General features: G+C 65.6%; 15 protein-coding genes and 1 pseudogene. 10 read left to right on the top strand and 6 right to left on the bottom strand.

What is annotated here, in order from left to right:
• Positions 1 to 8: 8 nt before the first annotated feature.
• A complete protein-coding gene (locus A3E77_RS08635; protein WP_293644989.1) occupies positions 9 to 449 on the bottom strand; it encodes an MAPEG family protein in 441 nt (146 codons plus the stop codon).
• A 408-nt stretch (positions 450 to 857) separates the two neighbouring features.
• Here A3E77_RS08635 and rpmF point away from each other — a divergent pair, with 408 nt between their 5' ends.
• The 5 genes from rpmF (at position 858) to A3E77_RS08660 (ending at position 3,930) form a co-directional block, all read left to right on the top strand.
• The gene (gene rpmF / locus A3E77_RS08640) at positions 858 to 1,037 is read left to right on the top strand and encodes a 50S ribosomal protein L32 (protein WP_011541714.1); all 180 of its coding nucleotides are present in this window, start codon (positions 858 to 860) and stop codon (positions 1,035 to 1,037) included.
• Between the two features lie 22 nt (positions 1,038 to 1,059).
• Positions 1,060 to 2,094 (top strand): phosphate acyltransferase PlsX, encoded by a 1,035-nt coding sequence (gene plsX, locus A3E77_RS08645; protein WP_293644991.1) that lies wholly within the window; start codon positions 1,060 to 1,062, stop codon positions 2,092 to 2,094.
• Positions 2,091 to 3,056 carry a beta-ketoacyl-ACP synthase III gene (locus A3E77_RS08650; protein ID WP_293644993.1) on the top strand — a complete coding sequence of 322 codons (966 nt, stop codon included), beginning with the start codon at positions 2,091 to 2,093 and terminating at the stop codon, positions 3,054 to 3,056. The genes plsX and A3E77_RS08650 overlap by 4 nt, the downstream gene beginning before the upstream one ends.
• Positions 3,057 to 3,208: 152 nt before the next feature.
• The gene (locus tag A3E77_RS08655) at positions 3,209 to 3,502 is read left to right on the top strand and encodes an integration host factor subunit alpha (RefSeq protein WP_037516152.1); all 294 of its coding nucleotides are present in this window, start codon (positions 3,209 to 3,211) and stop codon (positions 3,500 to 3,502) included.
• Between the two features lie 14 nt (positions 3,503 to 3,516).
• The gene (locus tag A3E77_RS08660) at positions 3,517 to 3,930 is read left to right on the top strand and encodes a MerR family transcriptional regulator (RefSeq protein WP_293644995.1); all 414 of its coding nucleotides are present in this window, start codon (positions 3,517 to 3,519) and stop codon (positions 3,928 to 3,930) included.
• Positions 3,931 to 3,933: 3 nt separating this feature from the next.
• Here the strand turns inward: A3E77_RS08660 and A3E77_RS08665 are convergent, their stop codons facing one another.
• The 3 genes from A3E77_RS08665 to A3E77_RS08675 are packed head-to-tail and all read right to left on the bottom strand — an operon-like array spanning position 3,934 to position 7,714.
• Positions 3,934 to 4,485 carry a SixA phosphatase family protein gene (locus A3E77_RS08665; RefSeq protein ID WP_293644997.1) on the bottom strand — a complete coding sequence of 184 codons (552 nt, stop codon included), beginning with the start codon at positions 4,483 to 4,485 and terminating at the stop codon, positions 3,934 to 3,936.
• A 58-nt stretch (positions 4,486 to 4,543) separates the two neighbouring features.
• Positions 4,544 to 7,291 (bottom strand): ATP-dependent DNA helicase, encoded by a 2,748-nt coding sequence (locus A3E77_RS08670; RefSeq protein WP_293644999.1) that lies wholly within the window; start codon positions 7,289 to 7,291, stop codon positions 4,544 to 4,546.
• Between the two features lie 54 nt (positions 7,292 to 7,345).
• Positions 7,346 to 7,714 (bottom strand): PilZ domain-containing protein, encoded by a 369-nt coding sequence (locus A3E77_RS08675; RefSeq protein WP_293645001.1) that lies wholly within the window; start codon positions 7,712 to 7,714, stop codon positions 7,346 to 7,348.
• A 107-nt stretch (positions 7,715 to 7,821) separates the two neighbouring features.
• Here A3E77_RS08675 and A3E77_RS08680 point away from each other — a divergent pair, with 107 nt between their 5' ends.
• The 3 genes from A3E77_RS08680 to A3E77_RS08690 all read left to right on the top strand — a co-directional run bounded on the left by A3E77_RS08680 (position 7,822) and on the right by A3E77_RS08690 (position 10,510).
• Positions 7,822 to 9,423 carry a lysine--tRNA ligase gene (locus A3E77_RS08680; protein WP_293645003.1) on the top strand — a complete coding sequence of 534 codons (1,602 nt, stop codon included), beginning with the start codon at positions 7,822 to 7,824 and terminating at the stop codon, positions 9,421 to 9,423.
• A gap of 113 nt (positions 9,424 to 9,536) precedes the next feature.
• Positions 9,537 to 10,031 carry a DUF3291 domain-containing protein gene (locus A3E77_RS08685; RefSeq protein WP_293645005.1) on the top strand — a complete coding sequence of 165 codons (495 nt, stop codon included), beginning with the start codon at positions 9,537 to 9,539 and terminating at the stop codon, positions 10,029 to 10,031.
• Positions 10,028 to 10,510, top strand: coding sequence for an asparaginase domain-containing protein (locus A3E77_RS08690; RefSeq protein ID WP_293645007.1), 483 nt, complete (start codon positions 10,028 to 10,030; stop codon positions 10,508 to 10,510). The genes A3E77_RS08685 and A3E77_RS08690 overlap by 4 nt, the downstream gene beginning before the upstream one ends.
• On the opposite strand, the gene A3E77_RS08695 is transcribed toward A3E77_RS08690, so the two are convergent.
• Complete coding sequence (locus A3E77_RS08695) at positions 10,511 to 11,542, bottom strand: fatty acid desaturase family protein (protein WP_293645009.1); 1,032 nt, start codon at positions 11,540 to 11,542, stop codon at positions 10,511 to 10,513.
• Between the two features lie 165 nt (positions 11,543 to 11,707).
• Between A3E77_RS08695 and A3E77_RS08700 the strand changes: the two genes are divergently transcribed.
• On the top strand, positions 11,708 to 14,329 hold the full coding sequence (locus A3E77_RS08700) for an EAL domain-containing protein (protein WP_293645011.1): 2,622 nt from the start codon (positions 11,708 to 11,710) through the stop codon (positions 14,327 to 14,329).
• 10 nt (positions 14,330 to 14,339) lie between these two features.
• Here A3E77_RS08700 and A3E77_RS08705 read toward each other — a convergent pair whose 3' ends face one another.
• A complete protein-coding gene (locus A3E77_RS08705; protein ID WP_293645013.1) occupies positions 14,340 to 15,611 on the bottom strand; it encodes a metal-dependent hydrolase family protein in 1,272 nt (423 codons plus the stop codon).
• A 530-nt stretch (positions 15,612 to 16,141) separates the two neighbouring features.
• Here A3E77_RS08705 and A3E77_RS08710 point away from each other — a divergent pair.
• Positions 16,142 to 16,514 (top strand): annotated as a pseudogene (locus A3E77_RS08710) (coniferyl aldehyde dehydrogenase); the annotation flags it as partial.

Genomic DNA, 16,514 nt, shown 5'->3' on the forward strand with positions numbered 1-16,514 from the left:
GGAGACGATCAGCGCGGTGCCGCGACCACCGTTTCCTCGATGGCGGTCGTCGTCACGCTGGTGGGTGTCAGATAGACGATCGCCAGCGCGCCGATCGCGAGGCCGAGCTGGGTGAGCATGGTGATGATCGTGCCGACCATGCGGCCCCACATCATCCCGTCCATCCCCATCGCGTGAAGGATGCGCCCCACCAGATAGGCAGCGCCGACGCCCCACAGCCACATCGACGAGCCGAGGCCGAGCTCGACGAGCGCGAGCAGGATCAGCACGAAGGCGGTGTTTTCGACAAAATTGCTGTGCGCGCGCATCCGCCGGGTCAGCAAATCATTGCCGCCGTCGCCGATGAAGACCTTTTCCCTGGTGCGTACCCGGCCCACCCGGACCGAGAGCCAGAGATTGAGCAGCGCCGCACCGGCGGCGATCGTCAGGCTGATCGGCAAGATTATCATATATTTTCCCCCATGGGCCGGCGTGTCCGGCAGCAGGAGCGGTTTGGCATTGCGCAGCGAGCAGGGCAAGCATGGCTGTCCCCGCTTCGCCGCCGCGGACTTGGTCGGGCGTCCATGATGTCGCCGCGGTGATGGATGCCGGATCACGTCCGGCATGACGCAGCGAATGACGTCGCAGCCATCGTCGCGCAATGGGGTTGCCTTTGCGGGCAAAAACGCTATAGCCCCGCCCGATCCGGCACCCGACACCTTCTGGCGTTGAGGCACCTTCCGGCGGAAGATTTTTCCTGGCATTATCTGGCAGGAACGGGCTTCGGCGCGGCGGGCGGGCCAGTTGTTTCCGGCGACGGGCACGACAAATCCGGGTAGCCGATTCGTGACACACTATTTGAGAATGCAGGAAATATCATGGCCGTTCCCAAGCGAAAAACCTCGCCCTCGAAGCGCGGCATGCGTCGCAGCCACGACAGCCTGAAGGTCGAAGCCTTTCAGGAATGCCCGAATTGCGGCGAGCTGAAGCGCCCGCACAACCTCTGCAACGCCTGCGGCCACTATAACGGCCGCGAAGTGGTGTCGGTCGGCGCGTAAAAATCAGGCCGGAGGGCATTAGATGGCACTGACACCGCGAATCGCAATCGATGCGATGGGCGGTGACGTCGGCGTGCGCATGATGCTCGCCGGCGCCGCAATGGCGCGCCACAAGCATGACGGCCTCCGCTTCATCCTCGTCGGCGACGAGGTGCAGATCAAGGCGGCGCTCGAAAACCATCCGAATCTGCGCGCGGCATCCGACATCCTCCACACCGAGGGTGTGGTGTCGGGCGAGGACAAGCCCAGCCAGGCGATCCGCAAGGCCAAGAGCACCTCGATGGGGCTCGCGATCGACGCGGTGAAGCGCGGCGACGCTGGCGGTGCCGTGTCGGCGGGCAACACCGGCGCGCTGATGGCAATGGCAAAGCTGGCGCTGCGCACGATGCCGGGGATCGACCGGCCGGCTCTCGCCGCACTGCTGCCGACGCTTGGCGACAATGATGTCGTCATGCTCGACCTGGGCGCGAACACCGATTGCGACGCCAACAACCTGATCCAGTTTGCGGTGATGGGCGCCGCCTATGCGCGCACCGCAATGGGGCTGGAACGGCCGCGCGTCGCGCTGCTCAACATCGGCACCGAAGAATTGAAGGGCACCGACGAGATTCGCGATGCCGCGGCGCGGCTGCGCGAAGCGCACGGTCTGCCGATGGACTTCACCGGCTTCATCGAGGGCGACAAATTGTCGCGCGGCGATGTCGATGTGATCGTCCACGACGGCTTTTCGGGCAATATCGCCTTGAAGACGATCGAGGGGACGGCGCGCTTCGTCACCGACCTGCTGCGCCGCGCCTTCACCAGTTCGACGCGCTCGAAGATCGGCTTCCTGATCTCGCGTCCGGCGACCGAGCTGCTCAAGCATCATCTCGATCCCAACAACCATAATGGCGCCGTGTTCCTTGGCCTCAACGGCGTGGTGCTCAAAAGCCATGGCAGCGCGGATGCGAAAGGGGTCGCGAATTGCGTCCACCTGTGCGCCGAGCTGATCGAAAAGGACATTACGCGACAGGTGACCGAGGATCTTGCGAATTTCCGCGGCGGTGACGCCGCATGACCTTGCGCGCGATCCTGGCCGGCACGGGCTCGGCCTTGCCGCGCACGCGGGTTTCCAACGCCGAACTGGCGACGCGCGTCGACACCAGCGATGAATGGATCGTCGAGCGCACCGGCATCCGGTTTCGCCATATCGCCGAAGCCGACGAGACCACCGCGACGCTGGGCGCCGATGCGGCACGGCAGGCGCTGGCCGCGGCGGGGCTGGAGCCGTCCGACATCGGCCTGATCATCGTGGCAACGGCGACTCCCGACAACACATTTCCTGCCAGCGCGACCAAGGTGCAGGCGCTGCTCGGCACCCCCGATTGCATCGCGTTCGACGTGGCGGCGGTCTGTTCGGGCTTTCTCTACGCCGTGTCGGTTGCCGATTCGATGCTGCGCACCGGCGCCGCAAAGCACGCACTGGTGATCGGGTCCGAAACCTTCAGCCGCATTCTCGACTGGGAAGATCGCACGACGTGCGTCCTGTTCGGCGACGGGGCGGGGGCGATCGTCCTGTCGGCCGAGGATGTCGACGACGATCGCGGTATTCTGGCGACCCGGCTCCACGCCGAGGGCAAATATTCGGACATGCTTTACGTCGATGGCGGCCCGTCGACGACCGGCACTGTCGGCCATGTTCGGATGCAGGGCCGCGAAGTGTTCCGCCATGCCGTCACCAATCTGGCGTCGGTGCTGGGCGAGGTCATGGCCGACGTTGGCCTGTCGGCGGAGGCGATCGACTGGGTCGTGCCGCACCAGGCGAACAAGCGGATTATCGACGCGACCGCGAAAAAGCTGGGCCTGCCGGCCGAACGCGTTGTGCTGACGGTCGATCAGCACGCCAATACATCGGCGGCGTCGGTGCCTCTGGCGCTCGACCTCGCGGTGCGCGACGGCCGCATCAAGCGCGGCGACCTCGTCGTGCTGGAGGCGATGGGCGGCGGCTTCACCTGGGGTGCGGCGGTCCTGCGCGTCTGACGCATCGCTCCGGCGCGTCAACTTCTCGCTCCATCCGTTTCAGTTTGGCGGATTAATTCGCATTTGTTACATATGTCCGCAGGGACTCGTAACGGTGGGGGCCGTCCGGGAACCCATCGCGCATTTTCGCTTCAGAGGGGGAAGGGAATAATATGACCGCAGGGACTCTAACGCGCGCCGACATTGCGACGCGGATCAATCAGCAAATCGGGCTGTCGCGCAATGAATCGGCGGCAATCGTCGAATCGATTCTGGACCATATGTCCGACGCGCTCGCGGTCGGTCAGAATGTGAAAATTTCGGGGTTCGGCACGTTCGTCCTGCGCGACAAGGCGCAGCGGATCGGGCGCAATCCCAAAACCGGCATCGAAGTGCCGATCCTGCCGCGGCGCGTGATGACGTTTCGCGCCAGCCAGACGATGCGCGCGCGCGTTGCCGGTAAATAGGCTGCATCTGACCGATGTCGGGTTTTGAGATGTCCGACGATGGCGGCAAAGCGCCCGCCGCCATGCTTGCCATCGGCGAGCTGGCGGTGCGGATCGGCGTTCCGACGCATGTCCTGCGTTATTGGGAAACGCGGTTTCCGCAGCTGAAGCCGCTCCAGCGTTCGGGGCGCCGCCGCTATTACCGCGCCGAAGATGTCGCGCTGGCCGAGCGCATCCATCATCTGCTGCATGTGCAGGGGTTCACGGTGGAGGGTGCGCGCAAGGCGCTGTCCGCCGAACCGGGCGCGGCGACAGACAGTGCTGCGCGCCCGGCTTTGACGCGGGAGGCGCTGGATAGCGCCAGTGCAAATCCCCGTGCCGGAGCGACGATCCCGGTTGCAGCGTTGATCGCGCTCCGCCAACGGCTCGCGGCGGCAATCGCCGCCTAGGCGTCAGTCGTTGTCCATCGCCGGCGCGAGCGCCGGGTCGAGGTCGCGCGGCCGGATAAAGCCGACAAAACGCGCGCTGTTCGTATCGAGATCATGCCAGTCGGCAATGTCGAGTTCGAGCCGCGCCAGCGCCGACGTCGGCAGTTTTTCCTCGACCTTTGCACGGAGTTCATCGTCCGCCGTTTCGGGGACGAGCATCAGGATCAGATCCTCCAGCCCCGGATTATGGCCCGAAATCAGCAGGTGATCGGCATTTTTGCCGGTATCGCGGATCACGTCGATCAGGGTGGCCGCGGACGCGAGGTAAATGCGCCGGTCCCAATGCGGTTCAAGCGTGTCCAAATCTGCGGCGGGTTGGAAGATATCGAGCGTTTCGGTCACGCGCACGGCAGGCGAGGCGATGATGCGATCGACCGGCAGTTTCTGCCGCTTTAGCCATTGTCCGATCAGTTCGGCGCCGCGCGCCCCGCGTTTGTTGATCGGCCGGTCGAAATCGCGCTCGACCTGCACGTCCCAACCCGATTTGGCGTGGCGCAGGATGGTCAAACTCTTCAAAATCTCTCCCCGCGCCGCTGCGCCTGTCCTTCAAATCCGCAGGCCTTGTGCCGCAATCTTATGACGGTGAAAAGGCTGGATAGGCGCTTTTTCGCCTTTCGACATTCGCCGCGGCCACATGATTGACCGCTTCGTCGAGCGGTAGGCGGCGGATCGGGGTGCCTTCGGGAAAGGCGCTGAGCAGGCGCGACGGGAAACTGGGCGAAAGCATCACGAACTGGCCGAAATCGTCGGCGCGGCGGATCAGCCGCCCGAACGCCTGCCCGATGCGGGCGCGGATCACCATGTCGTCATAGGCGCTGCCGCCCTGCGCCGCGCGCCGCGCCGCGTGGAGGATCGTCGGCCGCGGCCAGGGCACGCCCTCCATGACGACGAGTCGCAGTGACTCGCCAGGAACATCGACCCCGTCGCGCAAGGCGTCGGTGCCAAGCAAGGATGCATGGGGATCGGCGCGGAAGATGTCGACGAGCGTGCCCGTGTCGAGCGGGTCGACATGCTGCGCGAACAGCGGGAGCCCCGCACGCGCAAGCCGGTCGGCGATGCGCGAATGGACGATGCGCAGCCGTCGGATCGCGCTGAACAGCCCGAGCGCGCCGCCCCCCGATGCCTCGATCAGTCGGCTGTAGGCTCCGGCGAGGGCGGGCAGGTCGCCGCGCGCGATGTCGGTCACAATCAGCACCTCTGACTGGCGGGCATAGTCGAACGGGCTGGGGACCGCGAAATGCCGGACGCCGCCGTCCATGTGGCGCGCGCCGGTGCGGATGTCGGCATCGGTCCAGCCCGCGCCGCCGTGGAGGCTGCCGCGCAGCGTCGCCGAGGTGACGAGGACCCCCTGCGCCGGACGATAGACCACGTCGGCGATGGGGCGCGCGGGGTCGAGCCAGTGGCGATGCAGCCCGGTATCGAACTCGCGCCCGTCGTAGCGGTCGACCGCCAGCCAGTCGACGAAATCGGGGTCGGCGGGACCACCCACGCGGCCGAGCAGCGACTGCCAGCCGCCCAGCGTGTCGATGCGCGTGCCAAGGCTGTGGCGCGCGCCGTCGACGCGCGCGCGGGCCTGGCCGTCGAGCCAGTCGGGCGGATCGTCGATCAGCGCCTCCAGCCGCTTGCCGAGCGCCATCAACGGGCGCAGCAGCGCCTCGATTGCGTCGCTCGCGCCCGCCGCAGCGGTGACCAGTTCGGGATCGGGATCGGCAAGTTCGGTTTCGAGGCCATAGCCGGTGTCGGCGGTGCGGGTGTCGACGGCGCGGGCATAGGTCATGGCGCGCACCGCAACGAGCAGGCGTTCGATTGCGCCCCAGGGGTCGTTTTCGTTCAAGCGCCCAAGCCAGCCGTCACCGGGGAGTTCGGCCGCCGCGGCGATTGCGGCCTGGATTGCGCGATCGCCCGCCTCGTCATAGCTGGCAACATCGGCAAGCCGGGCGGCGAGTCCGCGGCGGCGACCGCGCGACTTGCCCTCGGGCCCCAGCACCCAGCGGCGGATTTCGACCGCTTCCTGCCCGGTCAGCGCGGCCGCGAACATCGAATCGGCGGCGTCCCACAGATGATGACCCTCGTCAAAGATCAGCCGGGTCGCGAGTCCGCCGCCGTCTTGCGAGCCGGGGCGCGGACGTGCCGCCTGCACCATCGTCAACGCATGGTTGGCGATGACGATATCGGCCTGCGTCGCGGCGCGCGCGGAATGTTCGATGAAGCATTTGCGGAAATGCGGGCAGCCCGCATAAATGCATTCGCCGCGGCGGTCGGTCAGCGCGGTCGTCCCGTTGCGGCGGAACAGCGCGGGCAGCCAGCCGGGCAGGTCGCCGCCGACCATGTCGCCGTCGCGGGTGTAGGCCGCCCAGCGCGCGACAAGCTGCGCGAGGATCGCGGCGCGCCCCGAAAAACCGCCCTGCAAGGCGTCTTCGAGGTTGAGCAGGCAGAGATAGTTTTCGCGCCCCTTGCGCACGACGACCTTTTCGCGATGCGTGGCGGCGTCGGGATAAAGCCGCTCGGTCTCGCGCGCCAATTGGCGCTGTAGCGCCTTGGTGAAGGTCGAGATGCACACGCTGCCGGCCGACTGGTCGATCCATTGCTTTGCCGGCGCGAGATAGCCGAGCGTCTTGCCGATACCCGTTCCCGCCTCTGCCACCAGCATCTGCGGTGCATCGCGGCGCTCGCGCGGTGCGAAGATCGCCGACGTGGCGCGCGCATAATCCTGTTGTCCCGGTCGCCGTTCGGCCCCGTCGCCGGTCAGGCGGTCGAGCCGCGCGGCGACATCGGCTTCGTCGATCGTCACTTGCCGCGGCGCGCCGCGTGGCGGCGTCTCTTCCCATTCGGGCAGGCGCGCGAACAGCCAGCGTTCGGCCGCATCGGGCTGCGTCAGGCGCGGCTGGATCAGCGGCGCCCACGACCAGCGTTGGCGCGACAGGGCCTGGACGCCGTGCCATGCGCCCTCGCGTTCGGCCCAGTCGGGATCGTCGAGGCTGTCCAGCATCGCGGCGGCGGCACGCGGCAGGAAGGCGGCAATGTCATCCTCTTTCCCAGGCGGTTCCAGCCCGGCGGTCGCCGCTATTCCCGCCGGTGTCGGCACGGCGAAGCGCGCGGGATAGAGGAATGCGAACAGTTCGAGCAGGTCGAGCCCCGACAATTCGGGATAGCCCAGCCGGTCGCCGGTCAGCGTCGCATTGAGTAAAAGGTGGGGGGTCGCGGCGACCGCGGCAATCGCCTCGCCGCGCCCGACCCGCTGCACGCGGCCGTGCGCGTCGGCGATCCAGATGCCGATGTGGCTCGCGTGGATCGCGGGCAGGGATAGCGGATCGGGAGCCATGCCCCCACGCTAGGGACAAAAGGCGAACGCGGCAAGGTCGCCGCGACGATGCGTTCAGGAAAGGCCGCGGCGGCCGAAGGTGATGGGGCGCGTGGCCTGGAAAAGCTGCGCGGGTTCGATCGACGACGCGCTGCGCGCCTGAACGAGCGCCCTGTGAAGCGGCCCGTGGGTCAATTCATACGGAAACCGCACGCCCATGCGGTCATGTTCGGACCACATGACGACGGCATAGGTGACCGCGCCGCCATAATGGATTTCGCAGCGCGAGCGCGCGGGCATACTGGCCCCGTCGATCCGCGCTCCGCCCTCCGACAGGTCGCTGATCCGGCCGTCGACGAAGTTGAGCACACCGTTGACGGTGACCTCGATCGAAGCCGGGGTGCGCTTGTGGCCGCGGGCGGTGGGGGTGCGGAAACTGTCCATGGCCGGGACGCTACGCCATCATGGTAAATTTTCCGGTAACGATGTTTGCGGTCGCCGGGACGATTTTGCCTTTCGATTCATCCCCGCTTCCCGCTATGGGCGCAGCCATGACCGACTTGCATCTCGATCCCGCCCTGCGCGAACCCGCGCAAACGTCCAAGGCCTGGCCGTTCGAGGAAGCGCGCAAGCTGGTCAAACGTTATCCCGAAGGCAAGCCCGGCGGCGAGGCCGTGCTGTTCGAGACCGGCTATGGTCCGTCGGGCCTGCCGCATATCGGCACGTTCAACGAAGTGCTGCGCACGACGATGGTCCGCCGCGCCTATGAGGCGTTGACGGGCGGCGCACCGACGCGGCTGGTCGCGTTCAGCGACGATATGGACGGCCTGCGCAAGGTTCCCGACAATGTGCCGAACGGCGAGATGCTGCGCGAATATCTGGGCAAGCCGCTGACCGCGATCCCCGATCCGTTCGGGAAGTATGAGAGTTTCGCGCATCATAACAATGCGATGCTGCGCGAATTTCTCGACCGATTCGGCTTTGAGTATGAATTTGTCAGCTCGACCGATCGCTATCGGTCGGGTGCGTTCGACGAGGCACTGAAAAATGTGCTGCGCCACAATCAGGACATTCTCGACATCATGCTGCCGACGCTGCGCGCCGAGCGCGCCGCGACCTATTCGCCCATCCTTCCGGTCAGCCCGAAGTCGGGCATCGTGTTGCAGGTTCCCGTGACCATCGTCGACGCCGATGCCGGCCTGGTATCGTTCGAGGACGAGGGCGAGACGATCACCCATTCGATCCTTGGCGGCGGTGCGAAGCTGCAATGGAAGGTCGACTGGGCGATGCGCTGGGTTGCGCTCGGCGTCGATTACGAAATGTATGGCAAGGACCTGACCGACAGCGGTGTCCAGTCGGGCAAGATCGCCAAGGCGCTGGGCGGGCGCAAGCCCGAGGGGCTGATCTATGAAATGTTCCTCGACGAAAAGGGCGAGAAGATTTCTAAGTCGAAGGGCAATGGCCTCAGCCTCGAGCAATGGCTGTCCTATGGCAGCGAGGAGAGCCTCGCTTTCTATATCTATCGCGAGCCGAAGGCGGCGAAGCAGCTTCATATCGGCGTGGTGCCGAAGGCGGTCGACGAATATCTTCAGATGCGGGGCAATTATCCGGCGCAGGACGGCGACAAGAAGCTGGGGAACCCCGTGCATCATGTCCATGTCGCGCGCGGACAGCATGTGCCCGCGACCGAACTGCCGGTGACCTTCGGCTTGCTGCTCAACCTTGTCGGGGTGATGGGCGCCGATGCGTCGAAGGACCAGATCTGGCGCTATCTCGGCCAATATGTCGAGGGCGCCGATGCCGCCCGTTATCCCGAACTCGATGGGCTGATCGACAATGCGATGGCGTATAATCGCGACTATGTCGCGCCGACGCTGAACCGCCGCAAGCCGCAAGGCGGCGAGAGCGCGGCGCTTCGGGAACTCGACGACCGGCTGGCCGCATTGCCCGCCGATGCCGGGGCCGACGACATCCAGAACATCGTCTATGAGATCGGCAAGGACGAGGCCTATGGCTTTGAAAATCTGCGCGACTGGTTCAAGGCCTTGTACGAAACTTTGCTTGGGTCGAGCGCCGGGCCGCGCATGGGCAGCTTCATCGCGCTGTTCGGGATCGACAACACGCGGCGTCTGATCGCCGAGGCGCTTGCCTGAGGCAACATAGGAAACCCGTTCGTGTCGAGCGAAGTCGAGACACCCATCGGGACGGCGTGATGTCGAGGGGCATCTCGACTTCGCTCGATGCGAACGGAATTGAAGAGGTGCGAATGACCGCTGAACCTGCTTTCCAACTGGCGCAGATCAACATCGCGCGTTTCCGCCTGCCCGCTGAGCATGTTGCCAATCGCGACTTCATGGACGCGCTCGATGCGGTGAATGCGATTGCCGAAGCGAGCGACGGCTTTGTGTGGCGGCTGACCGGCGATGGCAATGACGCGACCGACGTCCCGGTAAACGACGATCCGCACGTCATCGCGAACATGTCGGTGTGGCGCGACCTCGATGCGCTCGCCGCCTTCGTCTATCGCCAGCCCGATCATCTTGCGATCATGAAGCGGCGCAAGGAATGGTTCGACCATATCGGCGTCTATCAGGTGCTTTGGTGGGTGCCCGCCGGGCATCGGCCCACGGTCGCCGAAGGCATGGCGCGGCTCGCCCAACTGGAAGAAAACGGGCCGGTCGCCGATGCGTTTACTTTCAAGCGGCCCTTTACGGCCCCCGATGGCACCCCCGCGTTGCCGGTGCAGGACGAATGCGCATGATCGACATTTTCACCACCGGCGGCACGATCGACAAAGTCTATTTCGACGCGCTCAGCGAATTCCAGATCGGCCCCGCGGCGATCCCCGACATGTTGCGCGAGAATAATGTCCACGTGCCGCACCGCGTCACCCAGCTGATGCGCAAGGACAGCCTGGAGCTGGGCGACGCCGACCGCGAGGCGATTCGCGCCGCGGTTGCGGCAAGCGATGCGTCGCGCATCCTGGTCACGCACGGCACCGACACGATGGTCGTCACCGGGCGGGTGCTCGCGGGGATTGCGGGCAAAACCATCGTGATGACCGGCGCGATGCAGCCGGCATCGGTGCGTGCGAGCGATGCCGAGTTTAACGTCGGTTTCGCGCTGGCGGCGGCACAGACCCTGCCGCCTGGCGTTTATGTTGCCATGAACGGGATGATCTTCGATCCCGAAAAGACGGTCAAGGACCGCGCCGGGTCGCGCTTTGTTCAGGAGGGCTGATCAGCCCGCGGCGGTCACCTGTCGCAGCACCGCCGCATAGCCCGGCGCGATCGTCATCATATCATGCTTGCCCGCGCGGCCCAGCGCGGCATGGACCTGCGGCAGGCGATAGCAGGGCACCCCCATGAACAGGTGATGCTCGGCGTGATAATTCACCCAATATGGAGCGACCGTCGCGCGCGCCAGCCAACCGGCACGGGTGGTGCGCGCATGGGTGAAGGGATCGTCGCTGCCCGTCGTCGTGCAGGCATGTTCGGCAATGTTGCGGATGCGCAAATAAAGCTGGAACGTCGTCGCCAGCCCGGCAAGCCACAGCAGGTAAGGCGTCCAGCCGTAGAGCGTGAGCGACGCGGCAAGGAGCACCGCCTGCACGACCAGGAACCGTCCGACCGCGCGCGCGACGGCAACCGCACCTGCGACATCGATCGTCGGTGACGTCATGCCATCGTCGGACTGTTTGTTGAACGGCGTTCCTGCTTTCGTGCTGGCGCCGCTTTTCTGCCCCTGTTCGCCGCGCAAAATGGCTTTCAGGCCGGTAAAGGCAAAGCCGAATTGCGCCATCCGCTGTTTGAAAAAAGTCTGTCCCGTCAGGTCGCGTGCGACCTTGCGCCAAAGGCTGGCGCGCGTCGTCGGAAAGGGTTTCGACAGCGACAGGTCAGGATCTTCGGGCTGTTGGGTGAATTTATGGTGCTGGAGATGATAGGTGCGATACGCAATGAGATCCGATCCGACCGCCGCGCCGGTCAACCATTGGCCCAGGAAGTTGTTGATTTTCCGGCTGGGATGCAAGGCGCCATGCGCCGCGTCGTGCATCAGGATCGCGAGGCCGAGCTGGCGCCCGCCGACAAAAATCACCGCGACCAGCCACGCGGCGGGGTTCTGCAACCACGCGGCAAACCCGACAAGCGCAACGCTGACGATCCACGCATGGGCGACGAGCCACACACCGCGCCACGAAGAGGCGCGGGTGATCGCCGACCATTCGCTGCGGTCGAAGAAACGGTCGGGCGGGAAAAGGCGGACGGCGGGCATCACCGGGTTATAACAAGTTGCGAACCGAAACCAAACCCCTTCCGTTTTGGCACAATATCGGCGGCAATGGCGCGCGCGCGGTAAGGATTTGGAAAGGGCTATCTTGCCACTGCGGGGCACATTGGATCAGCAGGGAAAATCGGGACATTGGGGGTTCGGCGTAACTTGATCAAGCCGGCGGACAGCGCCTTGCCACCCGGCGACCCGCTGTTCGATTCACCGGAGTTCATCGCGCACCTGATGCGGGTGGCAAAGCTGTGGCACTATGTGCTGGTCGGCCGCGTCATGGCGTTCGTAGCCCTTGCGTTCCTGCCCGGCCTCGCCGGTTTCTTCGACCGACCGGGACAATGGCTGGTGATGGCGGCGGGCTTGCCGTGCGACCTGGTGCTGACGGTGATCGGGCAGGCGATGCGGGGGTCGCGGCCGATCGCGCACGAGCGCGTGCGCTTGCTGGCGATGCTGTGTCTGGCGCTGATCGCGCTCGGCACGCTGTGCAGCGCCGCGGCGATGTTTGGCGCGCTCGCAGTCCCCGACGGCGGGCCTTATTTCGATGCCTTTACCGCGATCCAGATCGGGTCGCTTCTCGTCGCCGCTTCGGCCGCGGCCATCGTTCGCCCGGTCTTTTTCGCCTTTGCCGGCGCGACCGCGCTGGGCGGGGCGATCGGCGTCGCATCCTGGCCGTTCGCCGTCGCGGGGTTCGTCTTCCTGGGCCTGTTGATCGTGATGATGCGCGAGGATATCCGCCATCAGCGCCGCGCCACGCGCACCGCGCGGACACGCGTCAGCGACCAGCAGCGGGCGCTTAACCTGATGCGCGATTTCGAGCGCGCGGGCCGCGGCTGGTTCTGGGAAACCGACCGCAACGGCAGGCTCGTCTATATCTCGCCGACCGTCGCGGCGCGGCTCGAACTGCCGTTGGCGGACGTGCTGGGCCAGCCCTTTACCGACATCATCCGCAAACGCATCGGCAATGACGAAAATGAGGAGCGCACACTGGGTTTCAGCCTGTCGTCGCGCACGCCGTTCAAGGAATTGACGGTGCAGGCGGCGGTGCCGGGCGAAGAACGCTGGTGGTCGATTTCGGGCCATCCGATCAGCAATGAACTCGGCAATTTCCAGGGATTTCGCGGCAGCGGCACCGACCTGACCGACAAGAAAAGGTCAGAGCGCGAAATCAACCAGTTGGCGCGTTACGATACGCTGACCGGCCTGGCGAACCGGCGCCATATCACCGACCTGCTCGAACGCGCGCTGAAAAGCCATAGCGGGCAACCGCAGCCTTGCGCGTTGCTGCTGATGGACCTCGACCGTTTCAAGGCGGTGAACGACACGCTGGGGCATCCGGTGGGCGACCAATTGTTGCAACAGGTCGCGGGGCGACTGACCCAGATCGTCGGCGACAAGGGACAGGTCGGCCGGCTCGGCGGCGACGAATTCCAGATTGTCGTGCCGCAGATGGCCCAGCCCGAAAAGCTCGCGGGCATCGCGAACGCGATCATCCTCAGCCTTGCCAAGCCGTTCGCAATCGAGGGCGAGCAAGTGCGGATCGGGTCGTCGATCGGCATCGCGGTGTCGGACGGGCAGGGGGTGAGCGCGTCGGCGCTGGTCCGCAACGCCGACCTTGCGCTTTATGCCGCCAAGGACGCAGGGCGCGGCGTCTATCGTTTCTACGCCGATGCGATGCACAACCAGGCGAGCGAGCGCAAGGCGATCGAGGATGCGCTGCGCGACGCGCTGGCGAAGGACGAGCTTCGGCTGCTCTATCAACCCATCGTCGATGTCGGCAGCGAACGGATTTCGGGATTCGAGGCGCTGATCCGCTGGCACCACGCGTCCGAAGGGCTGATCAGCCCGTCGAAGTTCATCCCGATCGCCGAGGAATCGAACCTGATCGTGCCGATCGGCGAATGGATCATCCGGTCCGCGTGCGCCGCGATCGCGCATCTTGGCCCCGGCTACCGCGTCGCGGTCAATGTTTCGCCGCGCCAGTTCGCCAACGAAAAACTGCCCGCGACGATCATCAGCGCGGTGTCGGCGGCGGGCATCCGTCCCGAGCAATTGGAGCTGGAGATTACCGAAGGGGTGTTCCTCGACGAAAGCCCCGAAAATCTTGAAATGTTCCAGAAGCTGAAACGCACCGGCGTGCGCCTTGCGCTCGACGATTTCGGAACCGGCTATTCGGCGCTCGGCTATCTGAAGAAGGCGCCGTTCGACAAGATCAAGATCGACCAGAGCTTCGTCCTCGGCGCCGCCGACCCCAGCAGCATGAATGCTGCGATCATCTCGTCGATCGTCGGTCTGGCGACCGCGCTCAAGATGGAAACGACGGCCGAAGGGGTCGAGACGCACGACGACCTGGCGCTGATCCGCGGGCTGGGGTGCAGCCATGTCCAGGGCTATATCTATGGCAAGCCGATGGACCTGGTCGAGGTGCTGGCACTGCTGCGCGAGGGCGGCGGGCGCGCCGTGGCGCACGGTTACAAAAGTTCGCGCGAGGCACGACTGACCACCTTTCGCACGATCCAGATCGGCAGCGGCGGCTATCGTTATGAAGCGATCATCCGCAACATGTCGTCGCGCGGCGCGCTGATCGAAGGATTGTGGAATGTGCCGCCGGGGACACCGCTGACGCTCGAATTCGGGCCCGACCATTCGCTCGATGCCGAGGCGCGCTGGTCGGCCGGCAACCGCGTGGGGGTCCAGTTCGCCGTCGCGGTCGATATCGACGCGCTGATCGGGCCGAAGATCGCCGCGGCGGCGCGCGGACGCATCCGCCGCGCCGCCTGAAGCGCGCCGGTCAGTCGGCGATCCGTCCGCGCACCATCACCCAGTCCACCTTTTCAAGCGCGGTCACGTCGCTCAGCGGATCGCCGCTGACCGCAATCATGTCCGCCGACATGCCGGGCGCGATCCGGCCGATTTCGCTGTCGAGCGCCAACAGCTTGGCGGCGACCGTCGTCGCGCTCGCCAGCGCCTCGCGCGGGGTCAGGCCATATTTGACGAGCAGCGCGAACTCCTGCCCGTTGCGGCCATGTTCAAACACGCCCGCATCGGTGCCGAAGGCGATGGGGACGCCCAGCGCCCGGGCGCGCGTCACCGCCTTGCCGACGTCGCCCAGCGTCATGCGGACCTTGGTCTCGACCGTCGGGGTATAAATGCCCTTGCCGAGCCGTTCGCGGATGCCCTCGAACGCCATCAGCGTCGGGACGAGATAGGTGCCCTTTGCCTTCATGAACTTCAGCGTCGCATCGTCGGCGAAGGTGCCATGTTCGATGCTGTCGATCCCCGCCGCGGCGGAGGCGGTGATGCCGCCCGCGCCATGCGCGTGCGCCATGACCTTCAGTCCCAGCGAATGGGCGGTGTCGCTGATGCTCTGCAATTCGGGGCTGGTGAAATGACCCTCGAGCCCGCGGCCTTGCTGCGAAAGAACCCCGCCGGTCGCGGTGATCTTGATGACATCGGCGCCCGCGCGCGACGCCTTGCGAACCTTTTCGGCGCATTCGAGCGGCCCGGTGCAGGTGTAGCCGGTGTCGAGCACATCGTGGATATCCTCGCGGAACCCCGTAACGTCGCCATGCCCGCCGATGATCGACAGGGCAGGACCGGCGGCGGCGATCCGCGGCCCGTCGATAAAGCCGGCGGCCGTCCCGCGGCGCAGCGCATAGGCGGTATATTGTGCCGATCCGGCCTCGCGCACGGTGGTGAAGCCCGCGCGCAGGGTGATGGCAGCGTTCTTGGCGCCGACGACCACGCCCCATTCGTCGGGATCGACGGCGGCGGCGCGATAATCGTCGCCGGGGTCGCCGGTCAAATGGACGTGGAGATCGATCAGACCGGGAAGCAGCGTCTTGTCGCCCAGATCGACGATTTCCGCCCCCTCCGGCGCGGCCCCACGCCCGGCGGCGATCGAGGTGATGCGATCGTCGGTGATCGTGATCGTCGACGGCCCCTGGGCAGGGCTGGCGGCATCGGTGATGACGCGTCCGGCATAGATGACGGTGGTTTTCGCATAGGCCGTGGTGCCGAGCAGCGCGAGCGTCGCGGCCGCGACCATTCCCAATTTACGCATGAAATCTCCCCTGTCTGATAGACCTACCGTGGCGCGGCGGGCGGGGGAGGGCAAGGGGGATTGGCCTTGCGCGAAGCCGTTTGTCGCAGATCGCCGCTTAAAGCCCCAAAAGCCCCATATGTGGGCATCGAAACTGTGTCTTTAGGCTGGCACGGCGCGATAATGTGGGACAGCGCTTTTTCGGGAGCGGAAGGGCGGCTTTGGGGTGGAGAGCGGCCATTTAGGAGGTACGTGACCATCCCCTCCCGCAAGCGGGAGGGGCAGCGAGACTTGCCAGCTTGCTGGCTAGTCGCAGCGGGGTGGGCCATCGCACCGTCAATGCCCACCCCCGACCCCTCCCGCAAGCGGGAGGGGAGAAGAGCGTCCGTTTCCGGTCGTTTCGCGACCGTCTCCTTTCCCTCGCGGCTCAGATGCCCTGCCGTTGAGACCGAGCCGTGGCTCCGCTGGGTCGCGCAGCCCATGCAGGTTTCAACTTGCAACCGGCTGCGGGGCATGGTGAAGTCGCGCCAGTCGAAAAGGGGAGATGGGTCATGGCTACCGCGATCAAACAGGATCTGGCAGGCGAAACCGCGCGCATGCGCGAAGTGCTGGCGGCGCAAAAAGCCAGCTTCACTGCCGCGATGCCCGAGAGTCTGGCTGTCCGCACCGACCGCATCGACCGCGCGATCGCGATGCTTGTTGATAATGCGGAGGATTTTGCCAAGGCGGTGAGCGAGGATTTCGGGCATCGCAGCCGCGAACAGACGCTGATGACCGACATCATGCCCTCGGTCAGCGCGCTCAAACATGCGAAGAAGCATATGGCGAGCTGGGCGAAGGGTGAGAAGCGCAAGCCAACCTTTCCGCTCGGACTGCTCGGCGCGAAGGCCGAGGTCGTGTTTCAGCCGAAGGGCGTCGTCGGCA

The organism is Sphingopyxis sp. RIFCSPHIGHO2_12_FULL_65_19 (genome assembly GCF_001830555.1).
Taxonomy (GTDB): Bacteria; Pseudomonadota; Alphaproteobacteria; order Sphingomonadales; family Sphingomonadaceae; genus Sphingopyxis.

Bases quoted from the DNA above. Each gene is read 5' to 3' on its own strand.
- A3E77_RS08635 (WP_293644989.1), bottom strand. From the start codon at position 449: ATGATAATCTTGCCGATCAGCCTGACGATCGCCGCCGGTGCGGCGCTG.
- rpmF (WP_011541714.1), top strand. From the start codon at position 858: ATGGCCGTTCCCAAGCGAAAAACCTCGCCCTCGAAGCGCGGCATGCGT.
- plsX (WP_293644991.1), top strand. From the start codon at position 1,060: ATGGCACTGACACCGCGAATCGCAATCGATGCGATGGGCGGTGACGTC.
- A3E77_RS08650 (WP_293644993.1), top strand. From the start codon at position 2,091: ATGACCTTGCGCGCGATCCTGGCCGGCACGGGCTCGGCCTTGCCGCGC.
- A3E77_RS08655 (WP_037516152.1), top strand. From the start codon at position 3,209: ATGACCGCAGGGACTCTAACGCGCGCCGACATTGCGACGCGGATCAAT.
- A3E77_RS08660 (WP_293644995.1), top strand. From the start codon at position 3,517: ATGTCGGGTTTTGAGATGTCCGACGATGGCGGCAAAGCGCCCGCCGCC.
- A3E77_RS08670 (WP_293644999.1), bottom strand. From the start codon at position 7,291: ATGGCTCCCGATCCGCTATCCCTGCCCGCGATCCACGCGAGCCACATC.
- A3E77_RS08675 (WP_293645001.1), bottom strand. From the start codon at position 7,714: ATGGACAGTTTCCGCACCCCCACCGCCCGCGGCCACAAGCGCACCCCG.
- A3E77_RS08680 (WP_293645003.1), top strand. From the start codon at position 7,822: ATGACCGACTTGCATCTCGATCCCGCCCTGCGCGAACCCGCGCAAACG.
- A3E77_RS08685 (WP_293645005.1), top strand. From the start codon at position 9,537: ATGACCGCTGAACCTGCTTTCCAACTGGCGCAGATCAACATCGCGCGT.
- A3E77_RS08690 (WP_293645007.1), top strand. From the start codon at position 10,028: ATGATCGACATTTTCACCACCGGCGGCACGATCGACAAAGTCTATTTC.
- A3E77_RS08695 (WP_293645009.1), bottom strand. From the start codon at position 11,542: ATGCCCGCCGTCCGCCTTTTCCCGCCCGACCGTTTCTTCGACCGCAGC.
- A3E77_RS08705 (WP_293645013.1), bottom strand. From the start codon at position 15,611: ATGCGTAAATTGGGAATGGTCGCGGCCGCGACGCTCGCGCTGCTCGGC.